Origin of the sequence: Ferrimicrobium sp., from assembly GCA_022690815.1 — a bacterium.
Classification (GTDB): Bacteria; Actinomycetota; Acidimicrobiia; order Acidimicrobiales; family Acidimicrobiaceae; genus Ferrimicrobium.
In genome coordinates, this window is record JALCZJ010000008.1 from 26,414 (window position 1) to 43,091 (window position 16,678).

Here is a 16,678-nt window from a genome sequence, read left to right on the forward strand (position 1 = left end):
CGGCGCGGCGTGAGATGACGAAGATGGATTCGGGTCATTACTCTCGCTATCACATTCAGTTGCTCTGTGTCCCCCGCCTGGATTCCGGTCGGCTTCGTGGAGGCGTCGGCCTCCTGCTCCTCCTGGTGCAGTGGTTATGGTGCTGGCTAGACCAGTTGGAGAATGTTGCTGGTTCTTGGGTTTGTGCCGTTCTGGATATCAGTCGATTGCGTGGAGTGCCGCTCGTGCTAGAGTGATTTCAACGGCTGCACGCTGAAGGTTTCACGTGAAACATGACGGAAGGTTCGAGACGGTGTTCCACGTGAAACATGGGTTCAGCAGTGAAAGAACCTGAAGGGACGTGATAGTGGAGCAGGGCGCAAGAGTCATCGCATTGGCGAATCAAAAGGGTGGCGTTGGAAAGACGACGACGGCGGTCAACCTATCTGCTTCATTGGCTGAGTTGGGTCACCGTGTTTTGGTCCTCGATCTTGACCCGCAGGGAAATGCCACAACAGGCCTAGGGGTGAGCCCTCGGGAGTTGGAGCACTCCGTCTACGACGTGTTGATGAAGGATGAGCCCATCGAGAACGTCATCGAAGCTACCATCGTGGCCAATCTGTTTCTTTGCCCGGCCACCATCGACCTGGCAGGTGCTGAGATTGAATTGGTCTCGGCTTTCTCCCGTGAGCTGCGATTACGTCGTGCACTAGACGGGATTCGGGCGGATTTCGACTATGTGATTATCGACTGTCCCCCATCGTTGGGCCTGTTGACTATCAATGCTCTTTCCGCAGCGGATACAGTGATGGTCCCGATCCAGTGTGAGTATTATGCGCTCGAAGGACTTTCTCAGCTTTTCCGGAATGTTGGACTGATCCAGGCTTCGCTGAATCCGGAACTCAGTATCGATTACGTGGTGATGACCATGTATGACGCACGCACCAACCTTGCCGAACAGGTTGTTCGTGAGGTGCGTGAATATTGTGGGGATACGGTCTGCAAGACAATCATCCCACGTACCGTTCGTCTATCGGAGGCCCCCTCCTTTGGCAAGCCTATCACGGTGTTCGATCCGGGTTCGCGAGGGGCGATCGCCTATCGACATTTAGCAAGGGAGGTAGCCAATGGCTAGGCAGTCTGGTCTCGGGAAGGGGTTGGGTGCCCTCATTCCGGTCGCGAACGACCGATATGCGGAAGGGCTACAGGAGATCCCTATCGGTCTGGTCCACGCGAATCGATACCAGCCGCGGAAACGGTTCAGTGAAGAGGGTCTGTCGGCATTGGCGGCCTCGATCAGTGAACTCGGTGTGCTCCAGCCGATTCTGGTTCGGAGACAGGATGACGGATTTGAGTTGGTAGCTGGGGAACGGCGTTGGCAGGCTGCACAGCGGGCTGGGTTAACGGCTATACCAGCGCTTATCCAGGAGCGTGACGACCTCGGTTCGTTGCAGGTGGCGGTTGTTGAGAATCTTCATCGGGAGGATCTCAATGCTCTGGAGGAGGCGGCGGCATACCGACAGTTGATTGACGATTTTGGTTTGACGCATGAGGCGGTTGCACAAAGGGTTGGTAAGAGCCGGGTGGCCGTATCAAATACTCTGCGATTGTTGCAACTCCCAGCCTCGGTGCAGCGTGCGCTTATTGAGGGCACGCTTTCCGCGGGGCATGCGCGAGCGTTGTTGGGATCGCCAGATCGGAAGCTTCAGGAGCGATTGGCTGAGAGGATCATCGCCGAGGGGTTGAGCGTGCGAGAGGCCGAGGAGTTGGTGCGCCAGACGGTGTCGCCGGTGTCGGGGGCCAATGACGTACAGCGGGAGGAGCCAGCGGATGGGGCTGCTCCCAAACCTCGTCCGGCTGTGGTGGTTGAGGTCGAGGGGTTGCTATCTGAGTCGTTGCTGACCTCGGTGTCGATCGATCTCAAGAAGGGTGGTTCAGGCAGTATCAGACTGGATTTTGCGGATCTGAACGACTTGCATCGAATCGCTTCTTCGATCGTCGACCCCGGGTTCGAGTCTTAAGTGAAGGTTATATCGAGGTTAAGGGTGAAGTTTGTACACAGCTGTGCATAAGGTTGTGGATGAACGGTGTGTTCCCCAGGTACGTTCGAAGCGATCCGGTCTGCAGCGCCCCTACCTGGGGTAATGCGACGGCGAAATGGGTTCACTGTAGCGCCCGGGTTCGTGTGGCCGTTCAGCCAAGGCTGTGGATCGATTGTTGTGATGTTGTTGCGGGGCGTTCTTAGGGGTTGTCGCTAGCGACGGTCAGGTCTCTTTAGGGGCGAGTGTTTGCGTATGTGGCTTTGTTCTTCGGCTCGGGGTTGGCTCGCCCACCAGTGGAGAAGTCGCTCGATCGCGACCTCAGTTGGCAGCGGTCCTTCATCAAGTTCGGTTTCGAGGAGAAAGGCGAGAGCCTTGCCAACGGTGGGGGAGGGGCCGACGTTGAGAAGCTTCATGATATCGTCGCCGTTGAGGCTGGGTCGTAGCGCAGCCGCTGCATCGGCCGCCTGAAGGTCGATGACGCGTTGCCTGAAGTCCGCCATCCGTTGTGCCATAGCCGCGAGCTTGTGCTGGTTGCGGGTGGTGGCGTCGCAGAGGGTCAGTTCATTTAGATCTTCATAGAGTTCACCAGCATCTCGCACGTAGCGACGTACGGCCGAGTCGGACCAGCCGGCTTCGTAGCCATGAAAGCGCAGATGCAATGCGACGAGCTTAGTGACGTCTTGGATGAGGTCTTTGGGGTAGCGGAGGTCAGTGAGGATGGTTGTCGCCATGCGAGCCCCAACGACGTCGTGGAAGTGGAAGGTGACACCTTCTGGACCGAACTGACGGGTCTTGGGTTTTGCAATATCGTGGAGTAGGGCGGCCAGTCGTAGTCGGAGGCGTGGGGAACATTTGCGGACCACGGCGATGGTGTGGGCTAGGACGTCTTTGTGGTGGTGCACCGGGTCCTGCTCGAGGCGCAACGCGGCGAGCGCCGGGAGAAAGTTATTCGCGAGGGGCGTTTCGACTAAGAATTGGAGGCCGGCTGATGGGTCATCAAGGGTCAACAGCCGGTTGAGCTCATCGCGAATTCGTTCGCGCGAAAGGATCGAAAGCCGTGAAGCGAACTGGCCAACGGCTGCGATTAGGCCTGGCTCTGGCTCCAGGTCGAAGCGCGCGATGAACCGAGCGGCGCGAAGCATGCGAAGGGGGTCCTCAACAAACGAGACCTCGGGTGAGACGGGTGTCCTGAGTTGCTTGGCGACGAGGTCGCTCACCCCGTCGTACGGGTCGATGAGGACTGGCTCTGCGGTCGTCAGTTCCAGAGCCATGGCGTTGATGGTAAAGTCGCGACGAGCAAGATCCTCAGCCAGCGATCCAGAAAAGTCCACTGTTGGCTTGCGGCTTGTGTTGGCGTAGACATCACGACGATGTGTGGTGATCTCGAGCTTGAGTTCACCAAAGGAACAGGCAATGGTGCCAAAGCGCTCGCCTGCACGGTTGACAGAGTGGATGAGACCTTCGAGCACGGCGATGATATCGCTGGGCAGCGCGTCGGTGGTCAGGTCAATATCGGTGATCTCGCTGGGGCTGAAGCCAAGCATGAGATCACGTACGACACCACCGACGATGTAGAGGCGGAGGTTGTGCTGGTGAAAACGCTCGGCAACTGGCTGCAGTTGGCTGATGATGGGTTGAAAACGGTCGGGGATCACCTCGGGTACCTATTTCTGCTCTAGCTAACGGACTGCCCTATCCTACCTCGCCTGGATTCAGCCGAGCTGATACCGGCCCGTGCGACGATAGTGGTTGCAAGCCAGTAACGCCTAGTTTGTTGGTGGCGATGCGATGCCTTGTGATTCAAGAGCTCCTCTTCGCATTCGGTCGAGCGTGTTTACCAGATCGGTTTCGATGGTGCCCGCAGGTTCAAAGGGATCGGGACGGCGTCCGAGGTCGAGCATGGCCTCGAACATGGCGATGGCCGACTCGGCCAAGGCGTTGAGGTCGTAGCCGCCTTCAAGAAAGGCGATCGTTCTTCCTTTGGGCACGTATTGGAGTGCCCAGGCAGTCAGGTGATAAAAGTCGTCGGCGCGGTAACCGAGATCGGTGAGTGGATCGGCTCGATGGCCATCGAAGCCAGCAGAGATCAAGAGCCACGTTGGGTTGAAGGCCGCAATGGTGGGGGAGGCGATCACGTCAAGGGCTGCAAGAGCCGTCTGCCCCGATGTCCGTGGGGGAAGAGGGATGTTGACCGTGAGGCCCGCCGCGTCGTTTGACCCTAGTTCGAAGACCTTTCCGGTGCCTGGGTAGAGGGGATGTTGATGCGTTGAGACGTAGAGCACTGATGCATTCGCGTAGAAGATGTCTTGCGTGCCGTTGCCATGATGGGCATCAAAGTCGATGATGAGAACACGCTCGCCCTGTTCGACCAGCTGTTGGGCGGCGATGGCGATGTTGTTGAAGACGCAAAACCCCATCGAGGTATCCGCCGTCGCGTGGTGGCCAGGTGGCCTAACTGCAACGAACGCCGAATCCGCCTCTCCCTGTCGGAGGCGATCGATGGCGTTGAGCCCGGCGCCAGCCGCCAGTAGAGCGACATCGTAGGATTGATATCCCACGTGGGTATCAGCATCGATTGGTCCACCACCCATCAGGCAGAGCTGACGGATTTCAGCAACGTGGGCTGGGTCGTGGACCCTGATGATTGACTCGGTGCTGGCAGGCGAGGGTTGAAAGCGAACGATGCCATCGTGGAATCGGTCGACAACTGAGGTGATCACCTCGAGTCGGCTGGCTGACTCAGGGTGAAAGAGACCGGGATCATGTTCGAGGTATTCGGGATGGGTGCCGAACAATACGGTCATGCCCTTATGCTACCGTGACTCTGGCTACTCGCGGTTCCCTACCTCTATCTCCGGCTGATTGGCGCCGTCTGAGTGTCTGGGATCACTCTGTGTTATTCAGCTATTAGTGTTTGACTAAAGAGCTCAGGTGTACGGGCTATGCAGGAAAGGACCGTTGACGCTAGTTGGCTGCGCTAAGAAGTGTCGGTGGCATCCAAGTTCGGTATTCACCGTGGTATGGAAATTCAGGAGCCGTATTGGTTGCGGTTCCGCCACACGTTTGGGTGCGAGATCCCGAGATCCTCTTCCGAGCGATGGCGCTAGGCCAGGAGATGGGCTACTCGAGGTTCTTGGTTCAGGCGACCGGATCTACCCAGAAGGCTGTCCTTGCCTCTGCGGGCATGCGCGAAGTGGATCGACTGCATGTGCTCTTTCGGCGAAGTGCGCTCAGTCTCCCTCAGGTTCCGGCCTCCGCTGGCATAGCCCGGATTCATCGGGCGAGTCAGCTCCACGTCGACGAGGTGATCCGCGTTGACAATGCATGTTTTGAGCCGTTTTGGGCCATGAATCAACTAGCACTTGCTGAGGCGGTCGCAGCGACACCCCGGAGTCGGTTTAGGGTGGTGACCGTAGGCGATTCTGACGAGGTAGCGGGCTACGCTATTTTTGGCCTAGGTGGTGGCGAGGGTTATCTCCAAAGGATCGCGGTGGATCCTCGCTGGCAAGGCCGTGGGTTTGCCACACGACTGATCGTTGACGGCCTGCGATGGGCGAAGAGGTGGAGAACACGGCGAGTTGGAGTCAACACACAACAGCGTAACGAGAATGCTCTCAAGCTCTACCTCAAACTCGACTTCGACCTCCAGCCGGAGGGTATCTCGATTTTTGAGCCATCTGTCTCTTAGGGTTATCGTCGCACTCGTTCTCGTCCCTTTGGTCTCAGTGGTGCTAGTCATGCCTGGACACGAGCGACTCGCTGCCTACAAGGATAGGATCACCCTGACGCAAGCGCCCGGGGTGGTGAGTGGATCCGGACCCCTCTCGATCGATTTTCGTTTTTCGGGCACCACCAACAACGCAGAAGCCTTTCTTGTGGTCTATCCGAGCACCTCATCACGCTCACAACTGCGTCAAACCCTCCACCAAGGTCCCGGTGGCTCACCACTGGCACTCTCTCGGCCGATGCCGTTGGCTAACATACGTGGGTCCGGCGGCGGTTATCGTCTGCGCTCACCTATCTTCTCTGATATCTCCTGCGGCGCTGACTGTGCTGGCGTCTACCCAGTCGAACTCCGTATCGCCAATAGTCAAACCGGTGTCACCGTGAGCCAAGTCATTCTTGGTATACCTTTTTTCCCATCAGGTGACGCAGCAACCACTCCACTCGGTGTTGCCGCAGTCCTTCATGTCGAACTACCTGCGTCTGCTAAGACCGTCGACCCGGCGTTGGTGAACCTCTCGAGTTCACCAGCTGCGGCCAGCATCTCGGTCGGAGGCAGGCTCGGTACGTCGATCGCGGATCAGATCCGGTATGCCAAGCTCGTTGGCCCCTCGACTTTACATCAGCGCATCCTCTCACCCTATGCTTCCTCCCAGGCGGGCTGCGCGAATCCTCAATTCTCTTCGCTTATCGGTTTTGGTGCCCGCCTCGGGTTATCAGCACAGGTCAATGGGACCGACACTGGCGCGGCGGTCTTTGACACGGTGCCGAGCCGAGCCGAGTTGGGTGCCTTGCATCGACAAAGGGTGAGCGTCGCAGTGGTACCAGACACGGTGCTTGGTAAACTCGCTTCGGTGCTCTCGGTGTCAGATCCAGCGCACGTGCGAACCATGGGTCTCACGTTGTTGGGGTCGAGCCAACAGCTGAGCACTGAGTTGGCGAACGCGACCACGCCGGACGGATACCAGCGCTTGTTGGCCGACCTTGCCCAATTCTATTTTCAGGCCCCTGCCCAAAATGGACGAGTGGCGACGATGGGTGTCAACGTTACGACACCCCAACAGCTCCAATCTCTGGTGGCGGTTCTCGATCGCCTCCATAGCACCTCGCTTTTTCAACTCGAGACGCTTAGTCAAGCAGCGAATTTGCCGAGCAGCCAGATCGCTGAGTCCGATCTCAGTCTCGCCACGTCATCACCCCACTGCCCGACCGTGAATCGATCACTGCGATCAGCGTTGAATCGCCTCAGTGGATTGACTTCGGCTGACACTGGATCGCATAGTCCGCTCAATGGTTTGATCGGACTAGCACAGCTTGCGACCGGTCGAGAGCCAACGCTCGGTCGGCAAGCTGCTGTGTCACTCGAAGAGCAGGAACGAAGACTGCTCGCCAACGTGCAGTTGGTGGGATCGAGGACGATTACCTTGACCTCTCATAGCGTGTCAGTGCCGCTGACCTTGTCGTCAACATTGCCCTTCCCGATCAGTGTGAAGATGTCGATTCACTCATCTGAGATCGCGTTTCCCAAGGGCTCCACACGGAGTCTCTCTCTGAAGCGGGGGACCCAAACCGTTGCCCTCCCGGTCGTCGTCAAGGCTCTTGGAACCTTCGCGGCGTCGGCGGTCGTCGCAGCGCCCAATGGCAACGTGTTGTTGAGCACCACGCTGACGGTGCATTCAACCGGCTTTTCGACCGTTGGCATCGTCTTGACCGTTGGGGCAGCATTGGTCTTGATCTCCTGGTGGGTGCGTACCGCGCGACGGCACCACAAAAAGCCGAGGGATGTGTGATCAAGCAACTCAAACGACTACTTTTTGGCACTCGTGAGTCGGCGAGCCAGAATGCGGCCCTGCTCGCGGCCGGGACGCTGACCTCGCGGCTGACGGGTCTGATCAGACTGGTTGTACTCGCTGTGGTGCTCGGTGTCCGTCCGCTCGCAGATGCCTACAACCTTGGCAACAATACGCCCAACATGCTCTACGATCTGTTGTTGGGTGGGGTGATCTCGGCGACGTTGCTGCCAGTCCTCTCTGCGCGCTTTAGCGTTGCAGGGCGTCGACTGGGCAACAGGAGCCAAGCTACGATTCTGACCTTGGGCGTTGCGGCGTTGTTGATCGCGACGGTCATTTTCGAACTCCTTGCCCCGGTGATCATCAGTCTCTACACCATCGCCAATCACCATGGTTATGCTCCGGCCCAACGAGAGCTCGCTGTGGAGCTGTTGCGCTTGTTTGCACCCCAACTGTTTTTCTACGGCGCAATCTCGCTCTTTACAGCGGTGTTGAATCTGCGAGGCAACTTTGCCTCGGCAGCCTTTGCCCCAATCGCCAACAACGTCGTCGCGGTGTTGTCACTCGTGCTCTTTGCTGCCCTCTATCCAGGCGCAAATCTCAACGTGGTGCTGGCTCACTCGGGGGCCGCCTTGATCCTTGGACTCGGTTCGACCGCTGGGGTGGCGGCGCAAATGTTGGTACTGTTGCCAGTCCTCTTCCGTCTGGGAATCGAGTTTCGCCCATCATTCTCGGTGCGAGATCCAGCGGTCAAAGAGATGTTCTCACTCTCGTCTTGGACGGTTGGTTTCGTCATCGCCAACCAAGTAGCGGTCTTTGTCGTGCTCGCGATCGCTGATCCGCGACCTGGCTTTGTTAGTGCCTACAATTACGCCTACCTGTTCTTCCAGCTCCCGTATGCGATCGTCTCCCTCTCGATCATGACGGCGCTCCAGCCGAGGCTCGCTCGCCTCTGGGCAACCAACGATCGGTTGGGGTACGCTACGAACCTGACTCGCGCCTTGCGTGCCAGCGTCGCGATTACCTTGCCGCTGGCGGCGGTGATGTTGGTCGGTGCACCGGTTGGGCTGGATCTTGTGTTGCGCTACGGGGCGGTCGGGCTTTCTGGTGTGCACCTGACCGCTGAGGCCCTCCAGGGCTTTGCCGTCGGACTCCCTGGTTTTGCCCTGTTTCTTTCGATTGTCCAGGGCCTACAGGCGACACGGAATGCCCGAGTCGTGTTCATGCTCTATGTCGTGGAAAACGGTCTCAATATCGTGCTCGCCTTTGTGCTGGTCGGTCACTACGGTGTCGAAGGGTTGACCCTAGCGCTATCGATCGCCTACACGGTTGCCGCACTGCTTGGCCTCGTAATCCTGGCTCGCATGCACGCGTTGCGGGCCCCTGGGGACCTGCTCCGTGTCTGGGGGCGTCTCGGGTTGCTTGGAGCGATCGCAGCGGTCGTGCTCTGGAGGTTGTTGCCGTCGATCGATGGTCCAAGGAGCCTCGGATTTGTGTTCCAAACCGTGGGCTCACTACTGATCGCTGCGGGAATCTTTGTGGTGCTCAACGCGCTGGCAGCTAGACTGACCCGCCAAAGAAGGGAGCTGCAGCGATGAGTGTGGCGGTTGTTGTGGATTCGGCGTCAGATCTGCCCAATGAGCTTGCAGACGCCTTGGATATCCGTCGTGTGCCGCTGACTATCAGTCTCGATGGTGTCGACCACAAGGATGGTACCGAGCTCTCGCGAGAGCGCTTCTGGGAGCTGGTTCGCACGGCTGAGGAGCTCCCGAAGACCTCGGCCCCTTCGCCCGCCGAATTCGATGCCGCCTTTAGCGAGGCGTTGGATGCTGGTGCTAGTCACGTGATGTGTTTCACCATGACCCGGGATCTCTCGGCCACGTACCAGTCGGCGGTGACAGCCGCGAGCGCCTTTTCCCATCGCGTTTCGGTGCTCGATACCCGAACGTTGACCATCGGTGAAGGGCTTGTCGCGATTGGGGTAGCACGCGCAGCCCAAGACGGAGCGTCACCGGATACGTGCCAGGCACTCGGTGCTTCGTTGATCGAACGAATCCGAACCTTTGGCACGCTTGACACCCTCGACAATCTTCGTAAGGGCGGCAGAATCGGGGCCGCTAGTGCTCTGCTGGGCACGCTGATGTCGTTTAAGCCCTTGATCGAGGTACGTGATGGCGCCATCTTGGCGGCGGGCCGGGTTCGTACTCGCAAGACGGCGCTCACCGCGCTCCTGGAGAAGTTCGAGGGTAATGGCCCGTACCAGCAAGTTGGACTCGTCCATGCGATGGCCCCGGACCTCGATGAGGCCTTGACGCGGGTCAAGGTGGTGACGGGCGTCGACGATGTCATCGTCACGGTGATGGGTGCTACGATCGGAACACACGCGGGACCAGGAGCTCTCGGCATTTCGGTGGTCAAAGGCGAAGTAAGCTAAACGCATAAGGAGGGAATCCAGATGGGTGAACGACACGGTGAAACCGAGGCGCAACGCGACCTCGCGTCACGCGCAACGGAGTGGGTCGACGAGATCACGAAGTTTCTCCAGAATAAGGCCGTCTCCCCGTTATTCTGGTTGGCTCGAGCCATCATTTTCGGCCTCGTTGGCATTGTCTTGGTGATCGTCGCTGCGGTGTTGACCGTCGATGCGTTGGTGAAACTGCTCGACGCCTATCTCTTTGCCGGGCGCGTCTGGATCACCTACTTCGTCATCGGTGGTCTCGCGTTGGTGGCGTCGATCTTCGCTTGGCGCAAGATGGGTCGTTACCGGTTCCACCCGCAACAAGCGTCGACCTAAGCGGGGCTCAGTGCTATCGACCTCGACAGTCGGGTGGGAATCAGTTGTTGTGGCGATGGGTTGTACAGGTATCAAAGGAAGAGCATGCATGCTGAAGGTAACGCAGGCTGATCGCTAGGGCTGTCGTCAACTCAACACGAGCGTCACGCCGAGCCCAAGCATCACGGCGAGGCCAAACGTCACGGCGAGCCCAAGCATCACGGCGAGGCCAAGCATCACGCAGAGGTATAGAGGAGAACGAGTTCAACGATGACCGAAGATGCCAAGGTAGTTATTATCGGATCCGGGCCGGCCGGACTTACGTCAGCGATCTATGCTGCACGGGCTGACCTTAGCCCTGTTGTTCTCGAAGGAGAGCCCTCGTCGACCTCGGACCAGCCGGGTGGCCAGCTGATGTTGACCACCGAGATCGAGAACTTTCCGGGATTCGTCGATGGGATCCTCGGTCCCGAGTTGATGGCGAATTTTCGTGCTCAGGCCGAACGCTTTGGTGCCCGGATGCATGGCGCGAAGGCGTCTCGTATCGATTTCTCCGGCCCACAGCCTTTGATCTGGGCGTCGGATTCTTCGTCGGACGAACCGACCTACCGTGCTGACGCCGTAATCATCGCCACCGGTGCCCGTTCGATCATGCTTGGAATCGATGACGAGCTTCGACTGGTGGGTCATGGAGTGTCGACGTGTGCGACCTGCGATGGCTTCTTCTTCCGCGGACATCACATCGCGGTTGTTGGCGGTGGTGACTCTGCGCTGGAGGAGGCGCTGTTCCTGACCAAGTTCGCCGAGTCGGTGACCATTATCCATCGGCGTGATCAACTTCGAGCCTCGAAGATCATGCAGGATCGGGCGATGGCCAACCCGAAGATTAGGTTCCTTTGGAATCGACAAGTGGTGGAGCTCCATGAGGAGGGTGGTTCCCTCCGAGGCGTCACGCTCCAAGATACGACCGGCGAGGGTCGCGAACGACACGATTTCACCGGTCTTTTCGTTGCCATTGGCCATGCCCCGAACACCGACGTGTTCAAAGGTGAACTTGAGATGGACGATCTTGGTTACATCATTACTCAACCTGGGTCGACGGCGACGAGTGTTCGTGGCGTTTTTGCGGCTGGTGACGTGCAGGATCACCTCTATCGTCAGGCGATCACTGCAGCTGGGTCGGGCTGCCAGGCGGCACTCGACGTAGAGCACTACTTGGCAAGCCGCGAGTCTTCCAAGTAGCCGATTGACTAGACTGGTAATAGTTGTGAACGCAACTACTGATATGCAACGATCCGGCGGGTAACGGTCGACATGGTTTCTCGCAGGCCGGTCGAGTTAGCTAGGCTTGGCCAACGTTGCAAGACTGACGAATTTGCCATACCAGTAAGTCTGGGCCAGTAAGTTTGGGATAATGACTTTGGGTAGAGTTGCATTTGGACAAGATAGCGAGATTCATGGGAATTATGGATTTCGGGAATGGAGTGAGAAATGAGCGTAGAGATCATTGAACTAAACGATCAGAACTTCGATGAGCGGATCAAAGCGGCGACGACCCCGGTACTAGTAGACTTCTGGGCAGAGTGGTGTGGACCGTGCAAGATGATTGCTCCAATTCTCGAGGAGATCGCCGAGGACAAGGGCGGAGAGCTGACGATTGGGAAGTTGAACGTCGACAACGCTCTTGGAGTGGCTCGGAAGTTCGAGATCATGAGCATTCCGACCCTGATGCTGTTCCGCGATGGCGAGCCAGTCAAGAGGATCGTGGGAGCGATGTCGAAGAAGGCATTGCTCAAGGAACTGGATCCGGCGCTCGCTGGTTGAACCCCCCAGCGAGGATCGATCCTTCGAACTCTGAGGCGAGCCTGGCTGATGTCGTGGCTCGGCTCGAGAAATTGGGCTTTGGCCCAACCACTGGGTCGGCTGGCCTCACAGAGGCCATTGAGGCCTTTCAACTGTCTCGGGGCATCCCCGAGACGGGGGAGTGCGATCAAATTACCTGGAGGAGCCTCGTAGAGGCCGGTTTTGCCTTTGGGGATCGAGTCCTCTATTTCCGTAATCCGAGCTTCCGTGGCGACGATGTTGCCTGGCTTCAGGAGCGGCTCGGCAACCTCGGTTTTGATCCTGGGCGTGTCGACGGTATCTTTGGACCTCGCACCAGAGACGCACTCCAAGATTTCCAATCGAATGTTGCGCTGCCCGCCGACGGTATCTGTGGTGGGGCAACCGTCGATGAGTTGCGCCGGGTGTTTGGGCGATCGAGCGAACACATTCACGGAGTTCGCGAACGCCAGCGTCTTCGCGTGCGGAAAAAGCCGCTGAGTGAGGCGTCCGTTGCCGTTTTTGGTTCATTACTCCTCGAGCAGCAATCAGAGTTGCTTGCCCAGCGCCTCCGAACACGAGGGGCTAGAGCGGTGGCCATTAATGATGGTGATCAGTCGCGACTCGCCACGACCGCCAACACTAGGCAGTTGGACCTGGTAACCTATTTCGATTTCTCGACCTTTGGCGTGCAGGTGGCCTACTATTCGGGTTTTCGTTACACGTCACCCGCTGGCATGCTCTTGGCAGAGATTGTTTCAGATGCACTTGAGCATCTTGGCCTGCCCATCCCAGTCAGCACGCGCGGAATGACGTTACCGATTCTTCGGGAGACCAGAATGCCAGCCGTATCTATCGCCATCGACCACCCCCACCACTGGCTGATCCTGGGACCAGAAGTGGTCGAGGCGGTCGCAGGCGCGATCGAACGTTTTCTCGTCGACCCGGAGCCAGAGGCACAGGCGACAATTTAGCTCGTCGACGGACTAGCTAGGCGCGAGGACGCGCGTACTCGTTCACCATCTCTTGGGCAACGCCATCTCGGAACTGCTGCGGTGGCGACTTCATGAAGTACGCGGATGGTCCGAGCAGTGGACCACCTTCACCACGGTCGAGGGCGATCTTGGCACAGCGGACGGCATCGATGATGACACCAGCGCTGTTGGGGGAGTCCCAGACCTCGAGCTTGAGTTCGATATTCAATGGGACATCCCCAAAGTTGCGACCTTCGAGTCGAATGTAGGCCCATTTGCGGTCTTCAAGCCATGGAACATGATCGGATGGCCCGATGTGCACGTCGTTGGCCTCGATGCCATGATCGATCTGACTGGTGACCGATTGAGTCTTGGAGATCTTCTTAGACTCAAGGCGCTCGCGCTCGAGCATGTTCTTAAAGTCCATGTTCCCACCGACGTTGAGCTGATAGGTGCGGTCGATGACGAGCCCACGGTCTTCGAAAAGACGAGCAAGCGTGCGATGTACGATCGTGGCACCGACCTGGCTCTTGATGTCGTCGCCGACGATCGGAACCCCGGCGGCGGTGAACTTGGCGGCCCACTCGGGATCGGAGGCGATGAAGACGGGAATTGCGTTTACGAAGGCGACCTTGGCATCAAGGCAGGCCTGTGCATAGAACTTCTGCGCCTTCTCAGAACCCACCGGTAGATAGGCGACGAGAACGTCGGCCCGTGCCGCCTTCAGTGCCTCGACGACATCGACTGGCTCGAGTGGAGATTCCTCGATGGATTCGCGATAGTACTTGCCGAGGCCATCAAAGGTTGGCCCTCGCTGGACCGTCACCTGGCTTTCGGGGACATCAGCGAACTTGATGGTGTTGTTGCGCCCAGCGAAGATCGCCTTGGAGAGGTCGACCCCAACCTTGGTGGCATCAACGTCGAAGGCCGCGACAAACTCGAGGTCGCTGACGTGATAGTCACCGAGCTGCACATGCATGAGACCCGGAACCTCATCGTCGGGACTTGCGTCTCGGTAATAGTGGACTCCCTGAATTAACGAGCTAGCGCAGTTACCGACGCCGGCGATCGCGACACGTACTTTTGACATCGTTCTCCCCATTTCCTTTCTCTGTTGCTTACCGCGAGAGCGTCTGGTGCTCTCGAAGACTTTTAAGTTCTCGCTCGATCCACTGCTGCTCGGCATCGAGTCGATACTCGAGCCCTTGTCGTACTTGACGAAGGCCTGGTGAGGCGGTGGTGACCTGGCGTAGATCGCGAATTCGTTCGTTGATGCGGCTGAGCCGTCGCTCGAGGAGTGAGAGGCGTTCGTCCTCATCGAGGCGAGCGCTAAAGGCCAACGCGAACCAGAAGGCACGATCATCGTCGATGTCGATGTTGCGGAGCATGATATCGAGTGCCTCTTGGCCGGCTTGGGTGATGGTATAAACCTTGCGGTTGCGGTGCCCAAGGGCTGGTTGATCGGCGTTCTGGAGTAGCGCGAACTCGGCCGCGAGCGCTCCGGACAGCTGGCGTGGATCGAATCGAGTTCTCTGACTCGAGCCGGTTGCAGAGCCAATGAATCCACGGCGTTCAAGTTTTGCCAGTGCTGGATAGAGCGATCCCCATGACATGGTCATGATGGCCCCGAATGCGGTATCGATGCGGCGCTTGAGTTCGTATCCATGCATACGCTCCTCAGCAAGAAGACCGAGGAGGACCAGCTCGGTTGCTGATCCGTTGGAGTACGAGGCGGTGGGCATTCACATCAGTATAGCAGATGATTGTAATAAGCCAATATAGCGACTCGTTATATAGGTAGGGGAGCTAGAAGGTTTGGCCGGCCTAGCGAGTCACTCCCACCCGGACCCAAGCGGTTGGTAAACGTTACGCGGAGGAGATTGAGAATCGGTGCTCCATATCGGAGGCCTGTGATGGGAGGTGAGGTACAGCGTCAGTTGACCGGGTATGCGCCGACGCTCGAAGAATGTCGAGTGTTTGGATCGGGTCCAGTTGTAGCTTCCAACCCAGCACACACGTGGTAGCAGTGGCTGATCGACAGCACCTGATGAGACTCAATCTGGCACGGTCAGCGCCCAGATCGAGGTGTATCGGCGCCCTGACGCAAATGAGTGACGATGCTAGGCTTAAGCCATGTCTCGACTCTTTTCCCAGCTGCCAACCGCAAGCGAGCTTGGCGCACTCATCCGATCTCGTCAAGTCTCACCAACCGAGGTTCTGATCGACACGGTCGAACGAATCGAGGCCCACAACCCGGCGGTGAACGCGGTCATCTGGTCCGATTTTGAGGACGCGAAGCGTCGTGCTAACGCGCTCGAACAGCGCTTGGTGCGCTCAAACGATGAAGAACTCCCGACGTTCTTTGGCGTACCTCTCCCGATTAAGGACCTCACGGAGGTTAAGGGCTGGCCTGCGACCTATGGTTCGCTCGCCGTCTCTGATGCACCCAAGGACGAGAGTGAGTTGGTCGTCGAGGCGTTTGAGCGAGCGGGGATGTTGCTCGTTGGGCGTACCAATGCCCCAGAATTTGGCCCGATCCCGGTGACCGAGAATGTTCGCTACGGCGTGACTCGTAATCCTTGGAACCTCGACCTGACCCCGGGTGGCTCCAGCGGAGGTGCAGCGGCCGCGGTAGCTAGTGAGATGTTCGCTATTGCCCATGGCAATGACGGCGGTGGCTCCATTCGCATCCCCGCCTCGTGCTGTGGGTTGGTGGGTCTCAAGGTCGCTCGTGGCCGGGTGCCTTCTCGAAATTTCTCGTGGGAGGGTGGTTCGGTAGAGGGCGTGCTCACCCGAGATGTTCGAGACACAGCGCTTGCACTCGATAGGATCGCAGGCCCAGATCGAGCGCAGTGGTACAACGCGCCGGCACCCGATCAACCCTTCGCAACGGCGTTGAGTATAGAGCCGACACACCTACGAGTGGCGATGGTCACAAAGGCCCCCTTTGATCTTCCCGTCGACGAGGAGTGCCTGCGCGCAGTCACGCTGACTGCAACCACGCTCGAGGCGCTTGGGCATGAGATTGTTCCCATGGAGCTTCCAAAGGTGGATGACTTTCTCGTTCCCTTCCTCAACGTCGTCAACACCGGCCTCGCCGGTTATCGAGATGTCGACTGGAGTCGTACCGACGGCCACATTCAACGCAATCGCGAGGCTGCACTCGCGGTATCGAGCCTCGATTACGTGCGATCGGTCGGGGAGCTCCAACGATGGACCCGTGGCTTTGTGAGCCGATGGGGCAGCGAGTTTGATATTCTCTTGACGCCGACGATGTCGATCCTGCCTCCCCGCGCCGGTGCGGTACTCGAAGAGCTACACGCCTCCTCGGAGACATCGAGCTCCTCGTTGACGGTGTTGCAGATGGCCGTGTTCACCTCAGCCTTTAACATGACTGGGCAGCCCGCCATCTCCTTGCCGGTTCATGTAACCGATAGCGGTGTTCCGGTTGGGGTACAGCTCGTGTCAGGGCCCTGGGACGAGATGACGTTGCTTTCGCTATCCGCCCAGGTCGAAACCGCCGTCGGCTGGGCACAGCGTCCACGACCACCGATGGTGTGAGTACGCAACTCCTGG

At 58.3% G+C, this 16,678-nt stretch carries 15 protein-coding genes; 11 read left to right on the forward strand and 4 right to left on the reverse strand.

Annotation, left to right across the window (positions count from 1 at the left end):
• Positions 1 to 346 precede the first annotated feature (346 nt).
• On the forward strand, positions 347 to 1,114 hold the full coding sequence (locus MP439_03825) for an AAA family ATPase (GenBank protein MCI2975189.1): 768 nt from the start codon (positions 347 to 349) through the stop codon (positions 1,112 to 1,114).
• Positions 1,107 to 2,000, forward strand: a complete 894-nt coding sequence (locus tag MP439_03830) for a ParB/RepB/Spo0J family partition protein (GenBank protein MCI2975190.1) — start codon at positions 1,107 to 1,109, stop codon at positions 1,998 to 2,000. Before MP439_03825 ends, MP439_03830 begins: the two co-directional genes overlap by 8 nt.
• 233 nt (positions 2,001 to 2,233) lie before the next feature.
• Here MP439_03830 and MP439_03835 read toward each other — a convergent pair whose 3' ends face one another.
• Positions 2,234 to 3,676 (reverse strand): CCA tRNA nucleotidyltransferase, encoded by a 1,443-nt coding sequence (locus MP439_03835; protein MCI2975191.1) that lies wholly within the window; start codon positions 3,674 to 3,676, stop codon positions 2,234 to 2,236.
• A gap of 111 nt (positions 3,677 to 3,787) precedes the next feature.
• Positions 3,788 to 4,825, reverse strand: a complete 1,038-nt coding sequence (locus MP439_03840; GenBank protein MCI2975192.1) for a histone deacetylase — start codon at positions 4,823 to 4,825, stop codon at positions 3,788 to 3,790.
• Between the two features lie 164 nt (positions 4,826 to 4,989).
• Here MP439_03840 and MP439_03845 point away from each other — a divergent pair, with 164 nt between their 5' ends.
• The 8 genes from MP439_03845 to MP439_03880 all read left to right on the forward strand — a co-directional run bounded on the left by MP439_03845 (position 4,990) and on the right by MP439_03880 (position 13,102).
• Complete coding sequence (locus MP439_03845) at positions 4,990 to 5,709, forward strand: GNAT family N-acetyltransferase (protein ID MCI2975193.1); 720 nt, start codon at positions 4,990 to 4,992, stop codon at positions 5,707 to 5,709.
• A gap of 49 nt (positions 5,710 to 5,758) precedes the next feature.
• Entirely contained in the window at positions 5,759 to 7,534 is a 1,776-nt protein-coding gene (locus MP439_03850; GenBank protein ID MCI2975194.1) for a DUF6049 family protein, read from the forward strand.
• A complete protein-coding gene (gene murJ / locus MP439_03855; protein MCI2975195.1) occupies positions 7,531 to 9,132 on the forward strand; it encodes a murein biosynthesis integral membrane protein MurJ in 1,602 nt (533 codons plus the stop codon). The genes MP439_03850 and murJ overlap by 4 nt, the downstream gene beginning before the upstream one ends.
• Positions 9,129 to 9,968, forward strand: a complete 840-nt coding sequence (locus tag MP439_03860; protein MCI2975196.1) for a DegV family protein — start codon at positions 9,129 to 9,131, stop codon at positions 9,966 to 9,968. The genes murJ and MP439_03860 overlap by 4 nt, the downstream gene beginning before the upstream one ends.
• 21 nt (positions 9,969 to 9,989) lie before the next feature.
• Positions 9,990 to 10,328 carry a hypothetical protein gene (locus MP439_03865; protein MCI2975197.1) on the forward strand — a complete coding sequence of 113 codons (339 nt, stop codon included), beginning with the start codon at positions 9,990 to 9,992 and terminating at the stop codon, positions 10,326 to 10,328.
• A 249-nt stretch (positions 10,329 to 10,577) separates the two neighbouring features.
• On the forward strand, positions 10,578 to 11,549 hold the full coding sequence (gene trxB / locus MP439_03870; GenBank protein MCI2975198.1) for a thioredoxin-disulfide reductase: 972 nt from the start codon (positions 10,578 to 10,580) through the stop codon (positions 11,547 to 11,549).
• Between the two features lie 249 nt (positions 11,550 to 11,798).
• On the forward strand, positions 11,799 to 12,131 hold the full coding sequence (gene trxA, locus MP439_03875) for a thioredoxin (protein MCI2975199.1): 333 nt from the start codon (positions 11,799 to 11,801) through the stop codon (positions 12,129 to 12,131).
• A 53-nt stretch (positions 12,132 to 12,184) separates the two neighbouring features.
• Entirely contained in the window at positions 12,185 to 13,102 is a 918-nt protein-coding gene (locus MP439_03880; GenBank protein MCI2975200.1) for a peptidoglycan-binding protein, read from the forward strand.
• A gap of 16 nt (positions 13,103 to 13,118) precedes the next feature.
• Here the strand turns inward: MP439_03880 and MP439_03885 are convergent, their stop codons facing one another.
• Together MP439_03885 and MP439_03890 are read right to left on the reverse strand one after the other, a co-directional pair.
• Positions 13,119 to 14,192: an inositol-3-phosphate synthase gene (locus MP439_03885; GenBank protein ID MCI2975201.1), complete on the reverse strand. Its 1,074-nt coding sequence runs from the start codon at positions 14,190 to 14,192 to the stop codon at positions 13,119 to 13,121.
• 28 nt (positions 14,193 to 14,220) lie between these two features.
• A complete protein-coding gene (locus MP439_03890) occupies positions 14,221 to 14,844 on the reverse strand; it encodes a PadR family transcriptional regulator (GenBank protein MCI2975202.1) in 624 nt (207 codons plus the stop codon).
• Positions 14,845 to 15,235: 391 nt separating this feature from the next.
• Between MP439_03890 and MP439_03895 the strand changes: the two genes are divergently transcribed.
• Complete coding sequence (locus tag MP439_03895) at positions 15,236 to 16,663, forward strand: amidase (GenBank protein MCI2975203.1); 1,428 nt, start codon at positions 15,236 to 15,238, stop codon at positions 16,661 to 16,663.
• Positions 16,664 to 16,678: the final 15 nt, after the last annotated feature.

Excerpts from the sequence above, each read along its gene's own strand:
- MP439_03865 (MCI2975197.1), top strand. The coding sequence starts at position 9,990 with ATGGGTGAACGACACGGTGAAACCGAGGCGCAACGCGACCTCGCGTCA.
- MP439_03890 (MCI2975202.1), bottom strand. The coding sequence starts at position 14,844 with ATGCCCACCGCCTCGTACTCCAACGGATCAGCAACCGAGCTGGTCCTC.
- MP439_03850 (MCI2975194.1), top strand. The coding sequence starts at position 5,759 with ATGCCTGGACACGAGCGACTCGCTGCCTACAAGGATAGGATCACCCTG.
- trxB (MCI2975198.1), top strand. The coding sequence starts at position 10,578 with ATGACCGAAGATGCCAAGGTAGTTATTATCGGATCCGGGCCGGCCGGA.
- MP439_03885 (MCI2975201.1), bottom strand. The coding sequence starts at position 14,192 with ATGTCAAAAGTACGTGTCGCGATCGCCGGCGTCGGTAACTGCGCTAGC.
- MP439_03860 (MCI2975196.1), top strand. The coding sequence starts at position 9,129 with ATGAGTGTGGCGGTTGTTGTGGATTCGGCGTCAGATCTGCCCAATGAG.
- MP439_03895 (MCI2975203.1), top strand. The coding sequence starts at position 15,236 with ATGTCTCGACTCTTTTCCCAGCTGCCAACCGCAAGCGAGCTTGGCGCA.
- MP439_03830 (MCI2975190.1), top strand. The coding sequence starts at position 1,107 with ATGGCTAGGCAGTCTGGTCTCGGGAAGGGGTTGGGTGCCCTCATTCCG.
- MP439_03840 (MCI2975192.1), bottom strand. The coding sequence starts at position 4,825 with ATGACCGTATTGTTCGGCACCCATCCCGAATACCTCGAACATGATCCC.
- trxA (MCI2975199.1), top strand. The coding sequence starts at position 11,799 with ATGAGCGTAGAGATCATTGAACTAAACGATCAGAACTTCGATGAGCGG.